Source organism: Effusibacillus sp. SKA8 (genome assembly GCF_058273125.1).
On the sequence record NZ_JBZCSF010000015.1, the window covers coordinates 1 to 20,387 of the forward strand.

Here is a 20,387-nt window from a genome sequence, read left to right on the forward strand (position 1 = left end):
CCATTAACGTTTCGATGATCGGACATGTAAACATCTCTTTGTTTTCCGGGCATTTTTTCTTTAAGCTCATGAGCATTCTTTCAATTTTTTGCAAATCTTGAATTTTGCTTTGAATCTCTTGAAGTTTGAGAGCAACAAAATCATACATGTCCCGGCATCTCACTTCATCCCGATCAACAACTCCCAACAATTTATCAATTTCATGAAGTGTAAACCCCAAGTCTTGCATCCGTTTAATAAAACCGATCCGTTGCACCATATCCTCCGGGTACATGCGATATCCGGAATCAGTACGAGTCGGTTCGGGAATCAATCCTAACCTTTCGTAATAACGAATGGTTTCCTTATTGACATGGCACGCTTTCGCCAATTGACTGATACGATACATCTTTGTCAATCACCCCATACCATTATAAACCCTGTACTATGGTACAGGATCAATCGTTAGCTTATATTCTTTCCACCAAAAAAATCTAAGCTCATGATAAAATCACTCAACAATCCATCCCCTTTCCCCACCCTCTCTTTGTCTTACTGCCACAAGGCTTTTCAGCCATTTTGCAGCATTTCTGTGCATTGCAATTAAAGTCGTCTCGCCCATGTCGTCTTTCCCCATCCCCGCTTGCTCTTACAGCCACAAGGCTTCTCCGCCTCTCCACACCATATACCAAAAAATTCCAAAGCAATTATAGTCGTGATAGGACTCAGAGAAAAACAAGGATGAGGACGTGAAAAATCGGGGTCAAAAAAGCAATTAAAGTCGAACTAAGAGCAGGGGGAAAGGCAGGGAAACAGATTCGGGATAGGGCAAAAGATAATCGGAGGAAATGATCGAGAAAAAACAAGAGAAAAACGTTTGAATCCCTTGTACCACAAGGGTTTTCTTCTTCTCCCCTCCCAATAAATCCTCTCCCCTGATTAGAAAAGAGCCAAGGAAAAACAGGAGTGAATACCTGAATTTCGCTCGGCTCGTAACATGACTTTTTAGGCTTTAACACGAATTTTTAGGCTGTGAGATGACTTTGATTGGTTTTTACATTAGCGTCTTTGGACGTTCTTCCCTACTCCACCGTCACGCTTTTGGCCAAGTTCCGCGGCTTATCCACATCGTTGCCGCGGGCCACCGAGGCGTAGTAGGCGAGCAACTGCAGCGGGATCACGGACAATACCGGGGCAAGGAACGGCATCGTTCGCGGAATGGTGATCACTTCGTCGGCATATTTTGAGATCGACTGATCCCCCTGCCACGCCAATGCCAGCACATACGCGTCACGCGCTTTGACTTCGACGATGTTGGAGACCGTTTTTTCGTAGAGATCGTCTTGTGTAACCAGCGCGATCACCGGAACCCCCTCCGTGATCAGGGCCAGCGTGCCGTGCTTCAATTCGCCCGCCGCGTACGCTTCCGCGTGAATGTAAGAAATCTCCTTCAGCTTCAACGCACCTTCCAAAGCAACGGCATAATCCAGGCCGCGACCGATGAAAAATGCGTCTTCCTTCTCGGCGTACTTCCGCGCAAACTGTTCAATTACCGGCGCAGTTTGGAGGACCTCCTCGGCCAGTTCCGGCAGCCCCTTCAACGCGGCGAGAATCGCCGGAACCTGATGCGCCCCCACCGATCCGCGTTCCTGCGCAAGATAACAAGCGAACAGATAGAGCGCGACCACCTGCGTCGTATACGCTTTGGTCGAAGCGACGGCGATCTCGGGTCCCGCCATCGTGATGATGGTATCGTCCGCCTCCCGGTTGACCGAAGAACCGAGTACGTTCGTAATCGCCAACACCCGTGCCCCGCGCTGTTTTGACTCGCGGAGCGCGGCCAATGTGTCGGCCGTCTCACCCGATTGCGAGATTACGATCACCAACGTGTTTTCCGAAACGATCGGATCCCGGTACCGGTATTCGGAGGCAATCTCGACATCCACCGGCAGCCGGGTCATTTTTTCGATTGCGGCTTTGCCGACCAGACCGGCATGCCAGGACGTGCCGCACGCCACAATATGGATGCGCTCGATGGACCCCGCCAGCTCAGGCGTCCAATTCAGCTCTTTGAGGACCACACGCCGTCCGTCGTCCGCAATTCTGCCGGCCAGGGTATCCCGGAGAGCACGCGGCTGCTCGTGGATTTCTTTCAGCATGAAGTGCTCGTAACCGCCTTTTTCAGCCGCCAGGGCGTCCCAGGTGACATTGAACACCTCTTTGCTGATCGGGTTGCCTTCAAACGTAAAGCACTCCACCCCGTCGGCCGTCAGCACCGCAATCTCGCCGTCGTCCATGATGTATGTTTTCCGCGTGTATTCGAGAATCGCCGGGATATCGGAAGCGATAAAGTTTTCTCCTTCCCCCAGTCCGATCACCAGCGGGCTTTGCTTGCGGACGGCAATCAGCTTGCCCGGTTCATCCTGTGCCATGATCCCCAGCGCAAACGCGCCGTGAATACGCTTCAACACCTGCACCACCGTTTGGAACAGGTCCCCGTTGTACAGTTCTTCGATCAGATGGACAACGACTTCCGTATCCGTTTCCGATTGAAACTTATGGCCTTTGGCGATCAATTCCTCGCGAAGTTCGAGATAGTTTTCAATAATCCCGTTGTGAACGACCACAAAACGGCCCGCTTCATCCGTATGTGGATGCGCATTGTCATCTGACGGGCGCCCGTGGGTCGCCCAACGCGTGTGGCCGATTCCCTGCGACCCCGCCAGCACGGCGTCGCCTTTTAGGCGCTCTTCCAGTGTCGCCAGGCGGCCCACCGATTTTTGCAATTGAATCGATCCGGAGTTGTATACGGCGATTCCCGCCGAGTCATATCCCCGGTACTCCAGCTTGCTGAGCCCGTTGATCAATATGTCCCGGGCTTGCCGATGCCCTATATATCCGACAATTCCACACATGGAATGAAAACCTCCTGAAGAAAGCTGGCATTCGCCGGATCAACCGCCGGTGAACGCCTCGAAATCGGCAATGTAAAAACGGCCCGCAATCTTTACGATCCCGTCCGATCGCCGGAGATTCGTTAAATCTTTTTTGTTTCCCCTTGAGCGGTTTTTGTCCCGGCGGTCGCCCACCGGTTTTCAAACGCGGCTCTTACGGCAGAGGGATTGCTGCCGGGAGGCACCCGCCGAATCTTCGCTGACCTCCTCCGCGTCAACTGCAGCACGTTCCGCAGTCCAGGCGCTTACCCGATATTCTTTTCCCGATCCTCCTTTCCGTCCGGAAATGGGCTACAACATCGATTTGTCCAAAAATCGGCTGCAACACCGATACGCACCTCGCTTCCGGCATCACCTCCTTTGCTATCTTATTCCATCCGGCAGAAAATTGCGTATATATCTTCGCAATCAGTTTGTTGCCCCCAACTCCTTACGCACTACATTCGCGATTCTTTCAACATACTCCTGCACCGTCTTCGCATCGGGCCCCTCCGCCATCACGCGGATCAGGGGTTCGGTCCCGGATGGACGCACCAGCACGCGACCCTCGTCGCCCAATGCTTCTTCCACCTGCCGGATCACTTCCCGGACCGCTTTGTTTTGATCCCAACCTTCTTTGCTTGCGACCCGCACATTCACCAGCACTTGCGGATAAGACCGCATAACGCTGCGCAGTTCGGATAACGGTTTGCCTTCGGCCACCATAACCTGGGTCAGCTGGACCGCCGTGAGAATTCCGTCGCCCGTCGTGTTGTGCTTCAGCATGATAATGTGGCCGGACTGCTCGCCTCCCAACGTATAGCCGCCTTCCCGCATCGCTTCCATCACGTAACGGTCGCCGACCGCCGTCCGCACCAGCTCGATGCCGAGTTCTTTCGCCGCCTTCACAAATCCGACATTGCTCATGACAGTGGTCACGATCGTGTTATGAGCCAATTCTCCCGCCGCTTTCAGCGAACGCCCGAGAATCGCCATCACATAGTCGCCGTCCACCAGTTGGCCCCGTTCGTCCACCGCGATCAAGCGGTCCGCGTCGCCGTCAAAAGACAAGCCGACCGCAGCCCCATGTTTCAATACGGCTTCCCGTACGACTTCCGGATATGTAGAACCACACTTGACATTGATGTTCACACCGTTTGGCTCCGCATTGATCGCAACGACTTCCGCGCCAAGCCCCCGAAACACTTCCGGCGCGATCCGGTACGCCGCTCCGTTGCCGCAATCGAGCACCACCTTCAACCCGTCGAAGCGCTTTGTCACCGTGGATTGAAGATACCCGACATACTGCGAAACCGCGTCGGAGCACTCCTCCATACGCCCGATGTCTCCACCGACCGGACGCGGCATCTGATCATCTCCGTCAAGCAAGGATTCAATCTCGTCTTCCACCCGGTCCAACAGTTTGAATCCGTCTCCGCCGAAAAATTTGATGCCGTTGTCCGCCACCGGATTGTGCGAAGCGGAAATCATAACCCCGGCGTCGGCTCCCAACGCCCGGGTCAGATAAGCCACTCCCGGCGTAGACACCACGCCTACGCGGATGGCGTTGCCGCCAACCGACAAAATCCCGGCTATCAGGGACGCTTCCAGCATGTCGCCTGAGACCCGGGTGTCTTTTCCAACCACAATCTTTGCGTTTTGTTTGCCGCGCGTCAGCACGTACGCTCCCGCCCGCCCCAACCGGTAGGCGAGCTCGGCGGTCAATTGCGTATTTGCCACTCCACGAACTCCGTCCGTCCCAAACAAACGTCCCAACTTGCTTGCTCCTTTTTTAACAGAATACTATGCCCATTCTCCCACAGAACGGAAAATCGTGCAATAACCCGCATGTTTCATTCGGCGACGATTTTCACGGGCACGCGCAGCGGCTCTTTGTCCACAAGTTTGACTGTCGCGGGGAGAGTCAGCGCGGCATCGCGCACATATTCACCGGGCGCAAGACCCGTCACGTCGATTGCGATTTTGATATCTTCGGGCCGGACTGCCGCCAGGTCCGCAGGAGCCCCTTCCAGTGTCAGCGTGATTCCTTCCGGCGGAAGAACCGCTTTTCTCCCTTTCGTCAAACCTTTCACCTCGGCCCGCAACTGCGAAAACACTTTGCTCTCAATTACGGGCTCGTACACGACATCCACCGTTTTCGGCTGAATCGAGACATTCACCGTTCTCCCTTTGTCGTTGACGGCATAAACCAGAACCGTCTGTTCGATCCCGGGCGATTCCAAGGTTTGTGCCGGAACGCGGGCCTGTACTTTTTGTACCTGCTGCAGCAAAGACGCCGCTCCCGTCACGGTGACTTCCTTTGGTTCCGCCCGAACGGCGGCCATTTTGACGGCATCGTGTACGCCTTCCACCACAAGCTCGACTTGGAAGCGTTGCTGCAAATTCGGTTCTAAACGGATTGCCACACTCTGGTTTTCGGCAACCACCCCCGGCGGGAGTCCTTGCACCTGCACCGGCAATTGGTGTACGCCTTCCCCTGCGGCTCTCGCGTCGACCACAAATTTGATTTTGTTGACCTGCATCTTGGTCTGCCAAACCGCCAACCGGTCGCCGTGAATCTTGACCGTCACCTCGGGGGGCTCGCCGACGAGGGAGACACGTTCCTTGACGTATAAAACTTCCGCCGTCCCGCTGATCGTCTCGGTCACTCTGTCGGCCAGCGCGGGCGGCTCCGGAACATCCGAACCGGCACGCACGACGAGCCACAGCATGACCGCCAATACAAACGCGATCAACCGAACCAAGTTATTGCTTCGCAGAAAATCCATCACTGTTCCTCCGTCTTTCTGCCAAACAACGAGAATGCGCTTGTTTTCTCGGGCATCAAGTGGCTTTTCAACATTTGGCGCAAAGTTTGATCATCGATGTTGCGCGTGATTTTGCCGTTGACCGCAAGCGAGATGTAGCCTTTTTCCTCGGAGACGACGATCGAGACCGCATCCGAATGCTCCGTAATCCCGATCGCGGCCCGGTGCCGGGTACCCAATTCCTGCGCAAGGTTCGGATCGTCCGACAGAGGCAAAAACGTGTTCGCCGTGACAATCCGGTTCCCCCGGATCACGACCGCCCCGTCATGCAAAGGCGTATTCGGAATAAAAATGTTGATCAACAATTCGGAGGAAACAAGCGCTTCAATCGGCACCCCGGTTTCCATAATATCGGCGATGCCCGTTTCGCGCTCGATGACAATCAGGCCCCCGATCTTGTTTTTCGCCAAAACGGATGCGGCCTTCGCAACTTCATTGATCATCCTGCGCACGTCTTCTTCGTTCTCGTGAATTTTGGCCAGCGCGAAAGAACGAGAAAAAAAGCCGCCACGCCCCAATTGTTCAAGGGCGCGGCGCAGCTCTGGCTGGAATACGACGGGAATTGCAAACAACCCGATGGTTAACGTCTTGTCCAGAATCCAGTTTAACGCCCGCAAGTTCAGATAGTTTGAAATCCCGGTCATGATCAGGATCACCACGATCCCTTTCAGGAGCTGAACCGCCCGGGTTCCCCGAATCAAAAGGATCATCCGGTAAAAAACAAAGGCAACAATCAAGATATCAAGCGCATCCGTTATTTTAAACTGGCCGATTACGTCTAAAAATGTCTGCAATCTCGCCACCTACTGTCCGTTAGCAACTCTTAACCGTAGGATTTCCCTACCTCTCCCATAAGATTCGATAGTTGTTATGATTTTCCTGCCGCCGAAACTTTCACTTTTTTGATAGTATAACAAAAAAGCACGCAGGGTGAATCATTCAAATCCCCCCATACGCGCCTGTTTTTGTCATAAAGTTTAGACCTCTTGTTTTTCTCGAAGTCCTTCGATCAGGACTTTCGCCACTTCCGGCCGGGTGAATTCGGACGGCAACATCTCCCCGTTCCGCAGCTTTTCCCGCACCTTCGTCCCCGACAGGGTCAGCCGCTTCGATTCGTCGTGCGGACATGTTTTTGGCGACGCCATGTTTCCGCATGCGGTGCAATAAAAACTGTGCTCGAAAAACAGCGGAGTGATGCCCAGTTCTTCCGGCGTAAACTCGCGGAAAATCAACTGCGCGTCATAGGTGCCGTAATAATTGCCGACACCCGCATGGTCGCGTCCGACAATGAAATGAGTGCATCCGTAGTTTTTGCGAACCATCGCGTGAAACACGGCTTCACGCGGCCCCGCGTACCGCATGGCAGCCGGGAACACAGCCAACGCAACCCGCTGCTCGGGATAGTAGTTGTTCAGCAGAACCTGATAGCTGCGCATTCTCACGTCAGCCGGGATATCGTCCGACTTGGTTTCCCCGACTAACGGGTTCAGAAACAGACCGTCAACAATCTCAAGCGCACATTTTTGAATATATTCATGCGCCCGGTGAACGGGATTCCGGGTTTGGAAACCGACAACCGATCTCCATCCTTTCTCCCGAAACAACGCGCGGGTTTCCGCCGGATCAAGGTAATATTCTTTAAACTCCGCCGGCTCTTTACGGTTCAACACCCATACGGGACCGGCGACATACACATCGGGCCGTTCGTACAGCTTCCTGACTCCCGGATGTTCGGGGTCCCTGGTGCGATACACTTTTTCCGCTTCCCGCTCCTTGTCGTACACGAATTTTTCGGCGACTTCCAGTACCCCGTAGATCACTCCGTCTTCACCGGCCAGCGCCACGGTTTCGCCGATTTCAATCGTTTGCGCCTGCTCCCGCGTGACCGGCAGCGTGATGGGAAGGCTCCATACATGACCGCTTGTCAGCCGCATCGTTTCGAGCACCGATTCGTAATCTTCCCGCCCGATAAACCCGGTCAGCGGCGAAAAGGCACCGATTCCAATCAGTTCCAGATCGGAAACCCCCCAATTGTCCAACCGGATTTTTTTATAAGTTTTCGCTTTCTCCAGTTCCGCTTCCCTTTCGGCCCCCCGTAACACCCGGTTTACCAAAGTTCCCCCATGTGGTGCGATCAAATCTTTCACCGAACAAACCTCCTAGCCCAGCAATTTCATTCCTGACAGGAACAGCATCAGCGTGAGAGCCGCGCGAACCGCCGTATCGGGTATTTGGGTCGTCAACCTGCTGCCGATCAAAATTCCCGGAATCGATCCCAGCAACAGTTTGAAAACAAGCGACATATCGACGTTTCCGATCGACATATGGGCCAATCCCGCCACACCGGTCACCAACACCGCCTGCACAATATCCGTTCCGACCAGCTTCGCGCCCGCCACCGGATAAATCATCGCCAGAACCGCCATAAAAAGCGTTCCGCTGCCGACCGACGTCATTCCCACAATTGCGCCGCCGACGAGCCCCAACACAACCAGCTTGGTTCGCGGAGGCCGCTTCACTTCTTTATAGTTGACCTGTTTGCCTTTCGCCCGGAAAATCCGCCAGAGCATCACTCCTGCAATCAGCAGATACGTGACGCCAAGGATCTTTCCGATCGAACTGTTCAGTTGTTTCGTGTCAAAATGGTTCTGCATCAGCATGACGGTCAGCACACCCGCCAAAGCGCCGGGGATGCTGCCTGCCAGCAGCCACTTGACCACCGCGAAATCGATGGTTTTCTGCCGCCAGTGCTGATACGCCCCAAACACTTTGGTAACCGATGCGTAAATCAGGTCGGTTCCGATCGCCACAGTCGGCGACACCCCGAACAAAAAGATCATCATCGGCGTCATCACCAACCCGCCCCCCATTCCGGTCATCCCGATGAGCAGACCGACGACGAATCCTCCTACCGACACTTCGTAACCCATATGTTCTCCACACCCTTTTCCCTGGGTATTCAACCGCGTGCGTTCCGCCAATGCTCAAGGATGTGGAAATCCTCTTATTGATGCAGGCCGCACTCTGTTTTTGCAAAGTTCGCCCAACGTCCCGCCCGCGGATCTTCTCCCGGCTTTACGGGGCGGGTGCAGTGCGTGCATCCGATGCTTGGATATCCCCGGTCGTGCAGAACGTTGTAGGGCACGTCGTTTGCCAGAATGTAATCCCAAACTTGCTTGTGAGTCCATTTTGCCAGCGGATTAAACTTGATCAGGCCGAATTTTCGATCCACTTCGATCACACCCGCATTGGCGCGTGTCGGCGCCTGTTCGCGGCGAATGCCGGTAATCCACGCGTCCAGTTCGGCAAGGGCCCGTGTCAGCGGTTCCACCTTCCGAATGTTGCAGCAAGCGTTCGGATCGGACGCCCACAGGGCCTCGCCGTGCCGCTCGGCCTGCTCTTCGAGGGTCAGCAGCGGGCTGTACCGAACCAGATTCGGATTGTACTTTTCGATGATACGGTCTCTCACCTCATAGGTCTCCGGAAACAGCACGTCCGTGTCCAGATAGAAAATCTTCGCGTCCGGCTTGATCCTGACAATCATGTCGATCAGCGCCACATCTTCCGCTCCGAAGCTGCTTGCAAAAGCGATATTCCCAATCGTCGCAAACGCGTAACGGAGAATTTCCTGGGGCGTGCGGTCCTCCAGCTCCTCGTTCAATTTTTGCACCTGCTCAGGAGACAGTACCAACTGTTTTCCATTGTTCATATGCTTTCTACACTCCTCTTGTATAAGTAGTTCAAATGATCAACATAAGAAAATCTTATCCAGAGCCGAAAAAAAGATCGGCTTCCCCCTGAGAGCGTGCCATTCGCTTGCCTTTACTAACATATTGCAGTCATTTGTCAGGGGTTACAGATTTCCGGAAAAATATTTCCTAGTAATTTAGTATGAATTTATGGCATTTCGTTGTTTTCACTTTACTACGCATTTTCCAATTCGTCAATAGAAAAAAGACTGCCGGCCGACAGTCTTTCTCCGTATTCTCCTCTTATTACGTAAAGCGCTTGAAGAACGCTTGAGGTTTTAAATCACCGTTTCCCCCAACACGGAACAAATCATATCCACCGCAACCCGCGCCGTGCGATTCTCCACGTCGAGAATCGGATTCACTTCCACCACGTCCACCGACACCAGCACGTTGGCATCCGCCAACATTTCCATCGCCAAATGCCCTTCCCGGTAAGTAACCCCTCCGAGTACGGGAGTTCCCACGCCAGGCGCTTCCCGCGGATCGAAAGCATCAAGATCGAGACTCAAGTGAACGCCGTCGACATCTTTGGAAGCGATCCGGATCGCCTCTTCCATAACGGCTGACATCCCCTTTTTATCGATCTCGTGCATGTCAAACACGGCAATCCCGGCCTGTTTGATCAAAACCCGCTCGTCCGAGTCGATCGAACGGGCGCCGACCAGCACCACATTCTTCGCACGTAGTTTCGGCTGGAATCCGGCGACTTTTGTCAAATCGGGATGTCCGATCCCCAGTGACACCGCCAGCGGCATGCCGTGGATATTGCCGGAAGGCGTCGTGTCTTCGGTATTCATGTCCCCGTGCGCATCAAACCAGATTACACCCAGGTTCCGGATCGCCTTGGCCACCCCGGCGACGCTTCCGATCGAAATCGAATGATCCCCGCCCAGGATAATCGGCAGCCGGCCGGCCTGCACTTCACCGGCCACCGTTTCCGCCAGTTCATTGGACACTCGCACGATTTCGGGCAGATATTTTAATTTCGGGTTTTCCACACGGTGGGATTCGGGAGTCGGTACATGGACATTGCCTTTGTCCGCCACCTCATACCCCAATTTGGCCACCCGTTCCTGCAAATTTGCGTAGCGGATCGCCGACGGCCCCATATCGACGCCGCGCCGCCCCTGCCCGAGGTCGAGCGGTACTCCGAGAATTGAAACCGGTTTTTTCATAAAGCGATTGCCCCCACTTCGTTTCGCTATCCTAGTGTCGCATCAGCCGATTTCTTCGATAACCGTCCCTTCCAAATCGCCCAAAAGCTGATGGGCTTCCGGTGCCGGCAGTTCTTCGACAGACCTTAATTTTCTTTCGATTGCGCGGGTTCTCACTTCGGCGCTGCCAATTGTGTTCGCAGCCTGTTCAAGCTGCTTTTTGGTTTTCGCAAGGACTTCCCCAAACTTCCAGAACTCCGTTTTGACGGCTCCCAAAAGCTGCCATACCTCACTGGAACGCTTTTGAATGGCCAGCGTGCGGAATCCCATCTGCAAACTGTTCAACAATGCCGTAATGGTCGTCGGTCCCGTGACGATGACGCGATATTCCCGCTGCAGCGTATCCCACAGCCCCGAGCGCCGCAGCACTTCCGCAAACAATCCTTCAATCGGCAAGAACATGATCGCAAAATCGGTCGTGTCCGGCGGATTGATGTATTTATCCTGAATGGTTTTGGCTTCCTGTTTGATTCTCGCTTCCAGCAGCTTCGCCGCATCGCTGGCCGCTTGCAAATCCCCCGCCTCCTGGGCGTCCACAAGCCGTTGATAGTCTTCCAGCGGGAACTTGGAGTCGATCGGCAGCCAGACGTGTTTCTGGCTGTCCTCTTTACCCGGGAGCTTAACCGCAAATTCCACCCGCTCCGCGCTTCCTTTTTTCATGGAAACGTTTTTCTCGTACTGGTCGGCGCTTAAAATTTGTTCCAGTATGTTTTCCAATTGAATTTCGCCCAGTGTCCCTCTTGACTTCACGTTGGTGAGAACCTTTTTCAAATCTCCCACGCCGGAAGCGAGCGTCTGCATTTCCCCGAGTCCTTTGTGAACTTGTTCAAGCCGTTCGCTCACCAGCTTAAACGACTCGCCCAACCGTTTTTCCAGCGTCTCATTCAGTTTTTCGTCAACCGTCGCTCTCATTTGTTCAAGCTTCTTATTGTTGTCCTCCTGCAGCACCGTCAGCTTCTGTTCGACCGTGGCTCTTACTTTTTCCAGCTTTTGTTCGTTCATCTGCGTCAATTCCGTCAGTTTGCGGGAGAAGGCATCCAGCAGATTCTTCTGCTGGTTTGCCATTTCCCCGATGGAAGTCATGATGTTTTGATTGAGCGTTTGCGTCAGCTTGTTAAACAAGTTCACGATCTCTTCCCGGCTCAGCTTGGCGGACAAATTCGCTTCTTCCCGGTTTTTTGCGATTTCGTCCCGGAAGGTTTTCTCCATTCGCTCCTGCGTTTTTTCCAGCAACACAAGTTGATTCTGCAGTTGATCGGCAAGTTGCACGGAATTCTTTTTCGTCAGCAAGACAATCAAAACCGCCACGTTCACCGCTATAGACACGGCCAACAGCGTCTCAATCATTGGTATCCCCCATTTCCAACCGTGTATTCCATCCGCTTACCGTATGTACCATGTCAACAACTGTGGGGTGACAAACCCTTCGATCATCGCGGCGGCCAGCAGGAGCAGGACAATCGTCGGGACCACCCGCAACGTTTCCCCAAAAGCGTGACGGAAGCTTTGCCAGCGGGTTTTGCCGGCCATTGGCCGCAGCCACATATACCCCAATTTGATCCCCATCGCCCCCGCCAGCAGAAATGCCGGGATTTCCAGGATTCCATGCGGAAGGATGCCAAACAGGGCGAGCGCCCATAACGGCACCTGGCCCATTTTTCCCATGAAGGCAAGGGCATAGCCGACAAGCATTCCGTTCATGACGATCAAGTAAATCGAAATTACGGAAAGAAAAACCCCCGACAGCAGGATCACCATCGAAACCGCAACATTGTTCTGAAACAGCAGCAAGGCGAGTTCCAGATGGCTGCCCTGCGATTCGTGCGCAATTTTTGCGATGCGTTCAACCCCTTCCTTCAAAAGTTCGCTGAGCGGATTATAGAACACAAATCCGATCATGGCGCCCAACGCAAACAGGCTCAGTGCAAATCCGACATAACCGCGGTTTGCTTTAATAATAACGGAAACGGATCTCATGGTTCCTCCTTGCTTGACCAACTTGTTCGCATAACCCCGTCCCCTGTGCATAGACATGTATCGATATGGAAAGCGTAGTGACGGAGGTGTCTGTTTATGAATATGATTTGGTCGTTTCACTGGAAGCGGGGAAAACGGATCGCCATACTCGGAATCGCTGTGCTGCTTTTTGCCGGGGTCTTGTATTTGGAAATCGGTCCGGCCACTTTCGGTTCACTGCCCGTCGCAAAAATCGGTTCCCCCGGAGCCATTTACAGTGTGCCCACCGAGCAAAAAGTTGTCGCCCTGACGTTTGACATCTCATGGGGGGAGAAAACGCCGGGCCCCGTGCTTGACGTGCTGGAGCAAAAAGGGGTCAAGAAAGCGACCTTTTTCCTGTCCGGTCCCTGGACCTCGACGCATCCGGAAATCGCCAAGCGGATCAAAAACATGGGCTTTGAAATCGGGTCCCATGGCCACATGCACAAGAATTTTTCCGAATACAGCAACGACTGGATCGACCAGCAAGTAAAAAAAGCGGAAGCGGCGATTTATGACGTCACCGGCATCAAGACCACTTTAATCCGCACTCCGAACGGCGACTTCAACAAACGCGTGCTGGAGAAACTGCACAGCATGGGCTACACGACCATTCAATGGGATACCGATTCCCTCGACTGGAAAAATCCCGGCGTCGATGCCATCGTCAACCGCGTGCTTTCGAAAGCCCATCCCGGCGATATTATATTGCTTCACGCAAGCGATTCATGCAAACAAACTGCGGAGGCCCTTCCCCGCATCATTGACGGCTTGCGGGCGAAAGGCTATGAATTCGTCACCGTGTCGGAACTGATTCACGGCACAAATCCAAAATCAAAGACGGAGTAAGCGCAAAAAAGCACGCAATCCGCCGGACGCAACCGGCAGCTATACATTAAGCGCGAAGGATCCGCCCCAACAGCAAAATCAAATAGCTGTTGCACGCGAGCAAAATCGTGCCGATGACAACCGTCAAGCCGGTAAAGCCGGATTTAAGCGCGACATACCATTCGATAGCCGTGAACACATACAGGAAGAAAAGTGCAGGTATGAATGCGTTTTTGCCGGATTCCCTCGCTTTGACATACGCGACCGCCAGCGCGATCAGCAACGGCCAGCTGGCAAATCCGACGTAGGGCCAGATCGACCCTTGTCCCTGGCCCTCCGTCACATAACGGAGATAAATCATGTCCGCATACACCACGATGACCAGCAACGCTTGTACCCATCGCCAGAACTCCGGCGGCATAACCCCTTTTACGATAAAATTCAGCGTCAAATAGGCCCAAAACCCCATTAAAGCGGTGGCCGCCACGAATCCTCCCACTTCCACCCCGAAAAACAGCCGGATATTCGCAAACAGATCCGTCAATGCGTGAAACACCCCGACCAAGATGCCGATTCCCACGGTTGTCAGCACCATAAAAGCGAATTTGCGCAATGTCATCGCAGAATCTCCCCTCCAGATTCACAAAACCATCATATAAAAAAAACGAAAAAAAAGACAGTCTGACATTTCAGCCATAGATTGGCTGTCCCTTTGCCGCATGTCCAAGTTTCTTCCTACACATATTATGACCAAGCACAGAAAGGAGGGCTCATCATGCGACTTCAAAGCCGTTACACCCTCATCCTGGCCCTTGCTTTCCTCGTGAGCGGCTTGACATCGTGTTCTGCCGGAAGCAGCCAACAAGGCAGCCCGTCACCCGGGCAACAACGCCCCGAATATAACCAGACCAAAGCGATGATGCTGGATATCCTTCATTCCAAAGAAGGAAAAGATACGCTTATGGATATCGTCAAGGACCCTTCCTTTAAACGTTCCATGATCATCTCGGAGCAAGACATCTCTTCCGCCATCCTCAAAACATTAAACGACGAAAAAAACCAAAAACAGATCCTGGAAGCGCAGATGAAAGACCCGAAATTTGCGGCCGCCATGGTCAAAGCGTCAAAAAAAGAGCAGGAGACGATGCTGAAACAGTTGATGAAAGACCCCGATTACCAGCAGTCCATGCTTACCCTGATGAAAAGTCCCGATTACCAAAAAATGGTCTTCACCCTGATGCAGACCCCGGAATATCGGCAGCAAGTCATGAAGATTCTGACGGAATCTTTGCAAAACCCCGAATTCAAACTCGTATTCATGGACATTGTGAAGGAAGCGATCCGTTCCGGCGCCGGTGTGTCAAAAATGGGCGGGACAGGCGGCGGGCGCGGAGACAAGCAACAACAGGGTAAAGAAGGCGGAGATCAACAAGGCAAGGAGGGGGGCGGAAAAGAAGGCGGCAAGGAAGGCGAAGATCCGCAGAACAGCCAAAAAGACGGCGGCGATCAGGAAAAGGAGAAAAAGGAAGAAGAATGAAGCCCCCTTATTTTGTAAAGGGGGTCTTATTCTGTCTTCCCCAGAATGGATCCGGCACCACCACGCTTGGATGAATCCGGGGTTGTCACAATTTTGCGGCAGCCGAAAGCCCCGCTTTTTGGGCGACCTGTTTTGCAATTGAAGCGAAAATCTCCGCTTGTTCCGAGCCAGCCGGAAAAATTCCGCTACCGGAAGCGGTGGCGACCCCCAGCGGAATCTGCCCCAACAGATCGGTGCCCAACTCGCGGGCCAATTTTTCACCGCCGCCCTTGCCGAAAATGTAATGCTTTTCTCCGTTGACTTCAAAATACGACATGTTCTCAATGACGCCCAAAATCTCATGGTTGGTCCGGATCGCCATTGTGCCCGCTCTTGCCGCCACTTCAGCGGCGTTTTGTTGCGGCGTCGTCACGATAATTTCTTTGCTTTTCGGCAGCAGCGTATGAACGTCGAGCGCAACATCTCCCGTTCCGGGAGGCAAATCCAGCAGCATCACGTCCAAATCGCCCCAATAAACTTCAGCAAAGAAATTGCGCAGCATCTTCCCAAGCATCGGTCCCCGCCAGACCACCGGATTGTTTTCATGCACAAAAAAACCCATGGACATGATCTTGATACCGTCCTGCTGCACCGGCATCAACAGGTTGTCGACCAAAGTCGGTCTGCGATCCCCCAATTGAAAAATGTTTGGCAGACTAAAACCGTAAATGTCGGCGTCAATCACGCCCACTCTGTATCCGAGCCGGGAAAGGGCCGCCGCCAGATTCGCCGTAGCGGTAGATTTGCCGACACCTCCCTTGCCGGATGCAACCGCAATAAACACCGTTCTTGCCTCCTCCCGCAAAAGCGGCGGAATTTCCGGTTGTCCGGCGATTTGCAGCGGGTCGGCCTGACCGGCGCGAACTTTGGCCGCAAAACGGCTCCGTTCTTGTTCCGACATTGTGCCAAGAATCACATCCCAAGACTTGACACCGGGTATCGATGCAAGAGCGGTCCGCACATCCTGGTCGATTTTATTTCGAAGCGGGCATCCCGCCACTGTCAGCAGGATCTCTACCGTCACATGATCGCCATTGATGTCGATCCGTTTGACCATCTCCAAGTCGACAATGCTGCGCTGAACTTCCGGGTCTTCCACTTTGCGCAACGCTTCCAAAACGGCTTGTTCCGTGACCATTGTGCCTTCACCTCCATCGTTAACAATTTTCATTTTACCCGTGAACTTGGATTCGTACAAATGATTTATCTCACATTTTGCGATTCTGCGAGATAGTCGAGGATCCCATGGTACATCGCGTAGGCGATTTTTTTCTGATACGACTTTTGTTTCAGAAGTTTCAGTTCTTCCGCATCCGACAGAAAACCTACTTCCGCCAGCACGGCAGGGATGTGGGAGTGCCGCAGCAGATACAGGTTTTCTTGCGGCTCGATGCCGCGCTTGCTGTGCAACTCCTGCTGAAACCGTGTTTGAATCGCCTGCGCCAGCCGTTTGCTGGCTTCCAAATCGGAATCGTAAAACACTTGTGCGCCCCGGCCACCGCCCGGATTGGAGTTCAAATGGATGGAAAAAAACAAATCGGCATGGTTGTCACGAACCAGCATCAACCTTGCTTTCAGGTCCTCCCATTTGCGCCGGCTATACCCTTTTGTTTCCGGATTTGCAAGATCGCGGTCGTCCTCACGCGTCATGATCACATACGCCCCCGCTTGCTGCAGATAATCGCGCAGGTATTGGGAGACAGTCAGCGCAATCGTTTTTTCGACGGTTCCGTCGGCTGCCACCGCCCCGCCGTCAGGCCCCCCGTGTCCCGGATCGATCACAACGGTATATCCCGACAGCGGCGCATTCCATGACCATAACTTTGCAATTGGAACATCCGCCGTCACCAGATTTACCAGAAAAAGCACAAGAGCAAGCGAACCTGCCGCAATCGATATTTTCCGCCAATTGTCGGACAACAGCATCGTGCTTTCCTCCTTATCTCTTCTCACCCCTTTCATGTATATGAAACAAACGTAAAAAAAGGACATCCTTTCGGATGTCCCTTGGAAAGCGGAGCGGATTAGCGCTTCGAGAATTGCGGAGCGCGGCGGGCCGCTTTGAGACCGTACTTTTTGCGCTCTTTCATGCGCGGATCGCGGGTGAGGAAGCCGGCTTTTTTCAGAGCCGGCCGCAATTCGCCGTCCGCCTTCAACAGCGCCCGCGCAATCCCGTGCCGAATTGCACCGGCTTGGCCGGAGATTCCGCCACCGTGCACATTGCAGAGCACATCGTATTTTCCCAGCATATCGGTCAAAATCAGCGGTTGTTTTACAATCAGCTTTAAGGTTTCAAGACCGAAATAATCGTTGATATCACGACGATTCACGATAATTTTGCCATCACCCGGCACGAGCCGAACGCGAGCAACCGAATGCTTGCGGCGACCGGTACCCCAATATTGTACTTGAGCCACAGGGCCAACCTCCTCTTAAATTAGTTCTTAGATTCCCATGGAATCGGTTGTTGTGCGCTGTGCGGATGCTCAGATCCCGCGTAGACGCGGAGCTTCTTGAGCATCTTTGCGCCCAGGCTGTTCTTCGGAAGCATGCCTTTTACCGCTGAGAACAAAACCCGCTCAGGTTTGTTTTTCAGCATTTCTGCAGCGGTGGTTTCCTTCAGACCACCCGGATACAAGGAGTGACGGCGGTAGATTTTGGAGTGAAGCTTTTTGCCGGTGAATACGACCTTTTCAGCGTTGGTTACGATCACAAAATCGCCGGTGTCCACATGAGGCGTGAACTCCGGTTTATGTTTACCGCGCAGAATGGAAGCGATCTCGCTGGCTAGACGACCAACGGTTTTGCCTTCCGCGTCGATGATGTACCATTTCCGTTCCACAGCGTTTGGTTTCGCCATGTATGTCGTACGCATGGGATTTCCTCCTAACTTTATCACAGTTTAAACCGGGGCTAGTGGGAATAGCGGGTTTAAACAACACTACTATTTTATCGATTCCCACTATCCAAGTCAAGCTGCAGTCATACAATTTTATCCTTTGGAGTAATGGACTCTCAACAATGTCAATCCGTGCGCCGGGGCCGTCACGCCCGCGGCGGTCCGGTCAAGCGCTTGCAGGATGTCCGGAATTTGCGCGGGATCGATCCGGCCCTTTCCCACATCGACCAGCGTACCGACCATAATCCGCACCATGTTCCACAAAAATCCGGAACCTTCCACTGTAATCCAAAGCAGGCGGTCCCTTTCCTCGACGAGCACCTGTTGCACATGTCTGACCTTGTCCCCGACAGGCGTCGCCGAACTGCAAAAACTGGTAAAATCGTGTTCGCCAACCATATGGCCGGCCGCTTCTTGCATCGCGGCCAACTCCAGATGTTGCGGAACATGCCACGCGTAACGCCGGAGAAACACGTTCGGGTGCGGGCCGCGATCAATCTGATACCGGTACACTTTGCCGATCGCATCGTACCTTGAATGAAAAGACGGCGAAACTTCCTCCGCAAAGCGAACCACGATATCGGGCGGCAGATTCGCGTTCATTGCAATTGGCCATTTTTCGGTCGGAATACGTGAAGCGGTGTGAAAATTGACAACCTGCCCCCATGCGTGAACGCCCGCATCGGTTCTCCCCGAACCGATCACCTGCACCGTTTCGCCAGTCAGCTTCGCAATGGCTTGTTCCAATTCGCCTTGTACGGTACGCAATCGGGGTTGCGCCTGAAAGCCGTGGAATTCGGTTCCGTCATAGGCAATCGTCAACTTGATGTTGCGCACACCACTCACCTCCGGTCCACACGCAAAAAAGAAAGGGCCATGACCGTATGTCATACCCTTTTCCGGATTACTTTACGAGCTCCAGAATCGCCATCGGTGCACCGTCTCCGCGCCGGGGACCGAGTTTCAAAATGCGCGTATAACCGCCTTGCCGTTCCGAGAATCGGGGCGCGATCTCAGCAAACAGTTTTTGAATTGCGTCCTGCCCTGTGCTCTCATTCGCCGTTTCCGGACGAACAAACGACGCCACTTGGCGACGGGCATGCAGATCGCCGCGTTTTGCGAGCGTGATCATTTTTTCGGCAATCGAGCGAATTTCTTTGGCTTTCGCTTCCGTTGTTTCAATTCGCTCATAAATGAAAAGGTCTGTCACAAGATCCCGGAATAGTGCTTTCCGCGCTCCCGTCCGCCGATTCAGCTTGCGATATGCCACTTTCATTCCCTCCTTTGAAACAGGATGTTTCATCCCGCGTTGGTCGCATGGACGCGACCGCCCTTAGCGGGGTAACCTCTGCTGTGTATAATCCTGCGTTGTCGCCGCCGTGTTGCCTTCCTACTCTTCTTGCCGGAGAGACAAGCCGAGTTCCGCAAGTTTTTCTTGCACTTCCTCAAGCGATTTGCGACCGAGATTCCGCACTTTCATCATCTCTTCCTCGGTCTTCGAGCACAGTTCCTGAACGGTGTTGATGCCTGCACGCTTGAGACAGTTGTACGAACGAACGGAAAGATCCAGTTCTTCGATCGTCATCTCCAGAACCTTCTCTTTCTTGTCGTCTTCTTTTTCAACCATAATTTCTGTGTCTTTCACTTTATCGGTCAATCCGACGAACAGCATCAAATGTTCGGTCAGAATCTTCGCAGCCAAGCTTACCGCTTCATCAGGACGAATGCTCCCGTCGGTCCACAGCTCCAGCGTCAGTTTGTCGTAGTTGGTTACTTGTCCGACACGGGTATTTTCCACACTGTAATTCACTCGGGAGATCGGGGTGAAGATGGAATCGATGGGAATCACGCCGATTTCCATATCCTCACGCTTGTTGCGATCGGCAGGAACGTATCCGCGTCCGCGATTCGCCTGGATCTCCATGTAGAATTTCGCTCCGTCCGCCAGCGTGGCAATATACAGATCCTGGTTCAAAACCTCGACATCGGAATCCGCCTGTATATCGGCGGCGGTTACGGTTTTTGGACCTTCTGCATCAATTACCAGCGTTTTTTCTTCGTCGGAGTGAATTTTGAGAGAAAGCCGTTTTAGATTGAGGATAATCTCGGTTGTATCTTCAACTACTCCCGGAATGGTCGAGAATTCATGGAGTACCCCTTCAATCTTCACCGAAGTGGCCGCTGCCCCGGGCAAAGACGACAGCAAAATCCGCCGAAGCGAATTTCCCAAAGTAGTCCCATACCCACGTTCTAACGGTTCCACCACAAACTTTCCGTACGTTCCATCGGGACTGATTTCAACCGCCTCAATCTTCGGCTTTTCAATTTCGATCATGCAGCAACCTCCTTCTCGACAACTCATGCAAAGCTGGTACGACGAGCC

General features: G+C 53.2%; 21 protein-coding genes. 2 read left to right on the plus strand and 19 right to left on the minus strand.

The genetic code is table 11. The features are described 5' to 3' along the window. From merR to AC4ED1_RS12200, 11 genes are all read right to left on the minus strand, one after another. The coding region (gene merR, locus AC4ED1_RS12150) for a mercury resistance transcriptional regulator MerR (protein ID WP_490938954.1) at nucleotides 1–388 on the minus strand (388 nt) is incomplete at its 3' end. Nucleotides 389–1,061: 673 nt separating this feature from the next. Further along, on the minus strand, nucleotides 1,062–2,894 hold the full coding sequence (glmS, locus tag AC4ED1_RS12155) for a glutamine--fructose-6-phosphate transaminase (isomerizing) (protein ID WP_490938956.1): 1,833 nt from the start codon (nucleotides 2,892–2,894) through the stop codon (nucleotides 1,062–1,064). A gap of 447 nt (nucleotides 2,895–3,341) precedes the next feature. Beyond that, complete coding sequence (glmM, locus tag AC4ED1_RS12160; protein WP_490938958.1) at nucleotides 3,342–4,688, minus strand: phosphoglucosamine mutase; 1,347 nt, start codon at nucleotides 4,686–4,688, stop codon at nucleotides 3,342–3,344. Between the two features lie 77 nt (nucleotides 4,689–4,765). After that, nucleotides 4,766–5,701 (minus strand): CdaR family protein, encoded by a 936-nt coding sequence (locus tag AC4ED1_RS12165; RefSeq protein WP_490938960.1) that lies wholly within the window; start codon nucleotides 5,699–5,701, stop codon nucleotides 4,766–4,768. After that, a complete protein-coding gene (gene cdaA, locus AC4ED1_RS12170) occupies nucleotides 5,701–6,534 on the minus strand; it encodes a diadenylate cyclase CdaA (RefSeq protein ID WP_490938962.1) in 834 nt (277 codons plus the stop codon). The genes AC4ED1_RS12165 and cdaA overlap by 1 nt, the downstream gene beginning before the upstream one ends. Before the next feature lie 183 nt (nucleotides 6,535–6,717). Then, nucleotides 6,718–7,887 (minus strand): sulfate adenylyltransferase, encoded by a 1,170-nt coding sequence (gene sat, locus AC4ED1_RS12175; RefSeq protein WP_490938964.1) that lies wholly within the window; start codon nucleotides 7,885–7,887, stop codon nucleotides 6,718–6,720. A 12-nt stretch (nucleotides 7,888–7,899) separates the two neighbouring features. Next, nucleotides 7,900–8,670, minus strand: coding sequence for a sulfite exporter TauE/SafE family protein (locus AC4ED1_RS12180; protein ID WP_490938966.1), 771 nt, complete (start codon nucleotides 8,668–8,670; stop codon nucleotides 7,900–7,902). A 74-nt stretch (nucleotides 8,671–8,744) separates the two neighbouring features. Then, nucleotides 8,745–9,449, minus strand: a complete 705-nt coding sequence (locus AC4ED1_RS12185; RefSeq protein WP_490938968.1) for a phosphoadenylyl-sulfate reductase — start codon at nucleotides 9,447–9,449, stop codon at nucleotides 8,745–8,747. Between the two features lie 318 nt (nucleotides 9,450–9,767). After that, nucleotides 9,768–10,667: an arginase gene (gene rocF / locus AC4ED1_RS12190; RefSeq protein ID WP_490938970.1), complete on the minus strand. Its 900-nt coding sequence runs from the start codon at nucleotides 10,665–10,667 to the stop codon at nucleotides 9,768–9,770. A gap of 42 nt (nucleotides 10,668–10,709) precedes the next feature. After that, entirely contained in the window at nucleotides 10,710–12,053 is a 1,344-nt protein-coding gene (rmuC, locus tag AC4ED1_RS12195) for a DNA recombination protein RmuC (protein WP_490938972.1), read from the minus strand. A gap of 36 nt (nucleotides 12,054–12,089) precedes the next feature. After that, on the minus strand, nucleotides 12,090–12,683 hold the full coding sequence (locus AC4ED1_RS12200; RefSeq protein WP_490938974.1) for a stage II sporulation protein M: 594 nt from the start codon (nucleotides 12,681–12,683) through the stop codon (nucleotides 12,090–12,092). A 96-nt stretch (nucleotides 12,684–12,779) separates the two neighbouring features. On the opposite strand from AC4ED1_RS12200, the gene pdaB reads away from it, so the two are divergent. Next, nucleotides 12,780–13,550, plus strand: a complete 771-nt coding sequence (gene pdaB, locus AC4ED1_RS12205) for a polysaccharide deacetylase family sporulation protein PdaB (protein ID WP_490938976.1) — start codon at nucleotides 12,780–12,782, stop codon at nucleotides 13,548–13,550. Nucleotides 13,551–13,596: 46 nt separating this feature from the next. Here pdaB and AC4ED1_RS12210 read toward each other — a convergent pair whose 3' ends face one another. After that, on the minus strand, nucleotides 13,597–14,148 hold the full coding sequence (locus tag AC4ED1_RS12210; protein ID WP_490938978.1) for a KinB-signaling pathway activation protein: 552 nt from the start codon (nucleotides 14,146–14,148) through the stop codon (nucleotides 13,597–13,599). A 156-nt stretch (nucleotides 14,149–14,304) separates the two neighbouring features. Between AC4ED1_RS12210 and gerD the strand changes: the two genes are divergently transcribed. Then, entirely contained in the window at nucleotides 14,305–15,066 is a 762-nt protein-coding gene (gene gerD / locus AC4ED1_RS12215; protein ID WP_490938980.1) for a spore germination lipoprotein GerD, read from the plus strand. A gap of 85 nt (nucleotides 15,067–15,151) precedes the next feature. Here gerD and AC4ED1_RS12220 read toward each other — a convergent pair whose 3' ends face one another. The 7 genes from AC4ED1_RS12220 to AC4ED1_RS12250 form a co-directional block, all read right to left on the minus strand. After that, entirely contained in the window at nucleotides 15,152–16,243 is a 1,092-nt protein-coding gene (locus AC4ED1_RS12220) for an Mrp/NBP35 family ATP-binding protein (RefSeq protein WP_490938982.1), read from the minus strand. Between the two features lie 65 nt (nucleotides 16,244–16,308). Then, a complete protein-coding gene (gene cwlD / locus AC4ED1_RS12225; protein WP_490938984.1) occupies nucleotides 16,309–17,031 on the minus strand; it encodes an N-acetylmuramoyl-L-alanine amidase CwlD in 723 nt (240 codons plus the stop codon). A gap of 98 nt (nucleotides 17,032–17,129) precedes the next feature. Next, entirely contained in the window at nucleotides 17,130–17,522 is a 393-nt protein-coding gene (gene rpsI, locus AC4ED1_RS12230; protein WP_490938986.1) for a 30S ribosomal protein S9, read from the minus strand. A 20-nt stretch (nucleotides 17,523–17,542) separates the two neighbouring features. Continuing rightward, nucleotides 17,543–17,980 carry a 50S ribosomal protein L13 gene (gene rplM, locus AC4ED1_RS12235; protein ID WP_490938988.1) on the minus strand — a complete coding sequence of 146 codons (438 nt, stop codon included), beginning with the start codon at nucleotides 17,978–17,980 and terminating at the stop codon, nucleotides 17,543–17,545. 117 nt (nucleotides 17,981–18,097) lie between these two features. Beyond that, entirely contained in the window at nucleotides 18,098–18,841 is a 744-nt protein-coding gene (truA, locus tag AC4ED1_RS12240; protein ID WP_490938990.1) for a tRNA pseudouridine(38-40) synthase TruA, read from the minus strand. Between the two features lie 67 nt (nucleotides 18,842–18,908). Further along, nucleotides 18,909–19,274 (minus strand): 50S ribosomal protein L17, encoded by a 366-nt coding sequence (rplQ, locus tag AC4ED1_RS12245; RefSeq protein WP_490938992.1) that lies wholly within the window; start codon nucleotides 19,272–19,274, stop codon nucleotides 18,909–18,911. 120 nt (nucleotides 19,275–19,394) lie between these two features. After that, complete coding sequence (locus tag AC4ED1_RS12250) at nucleotides 19,395–20,339, minus strand: DNA-directed RNA polymerase subunit alpha (RefSeq protein ID WP_490938994.1); 945 nt, start codon at nucleotides 20,337–20,339, stop codon at nucleotides 19,395–19,397. Nucleotides 20,340–20,387 lie beyond the last annotated feature (48 nt).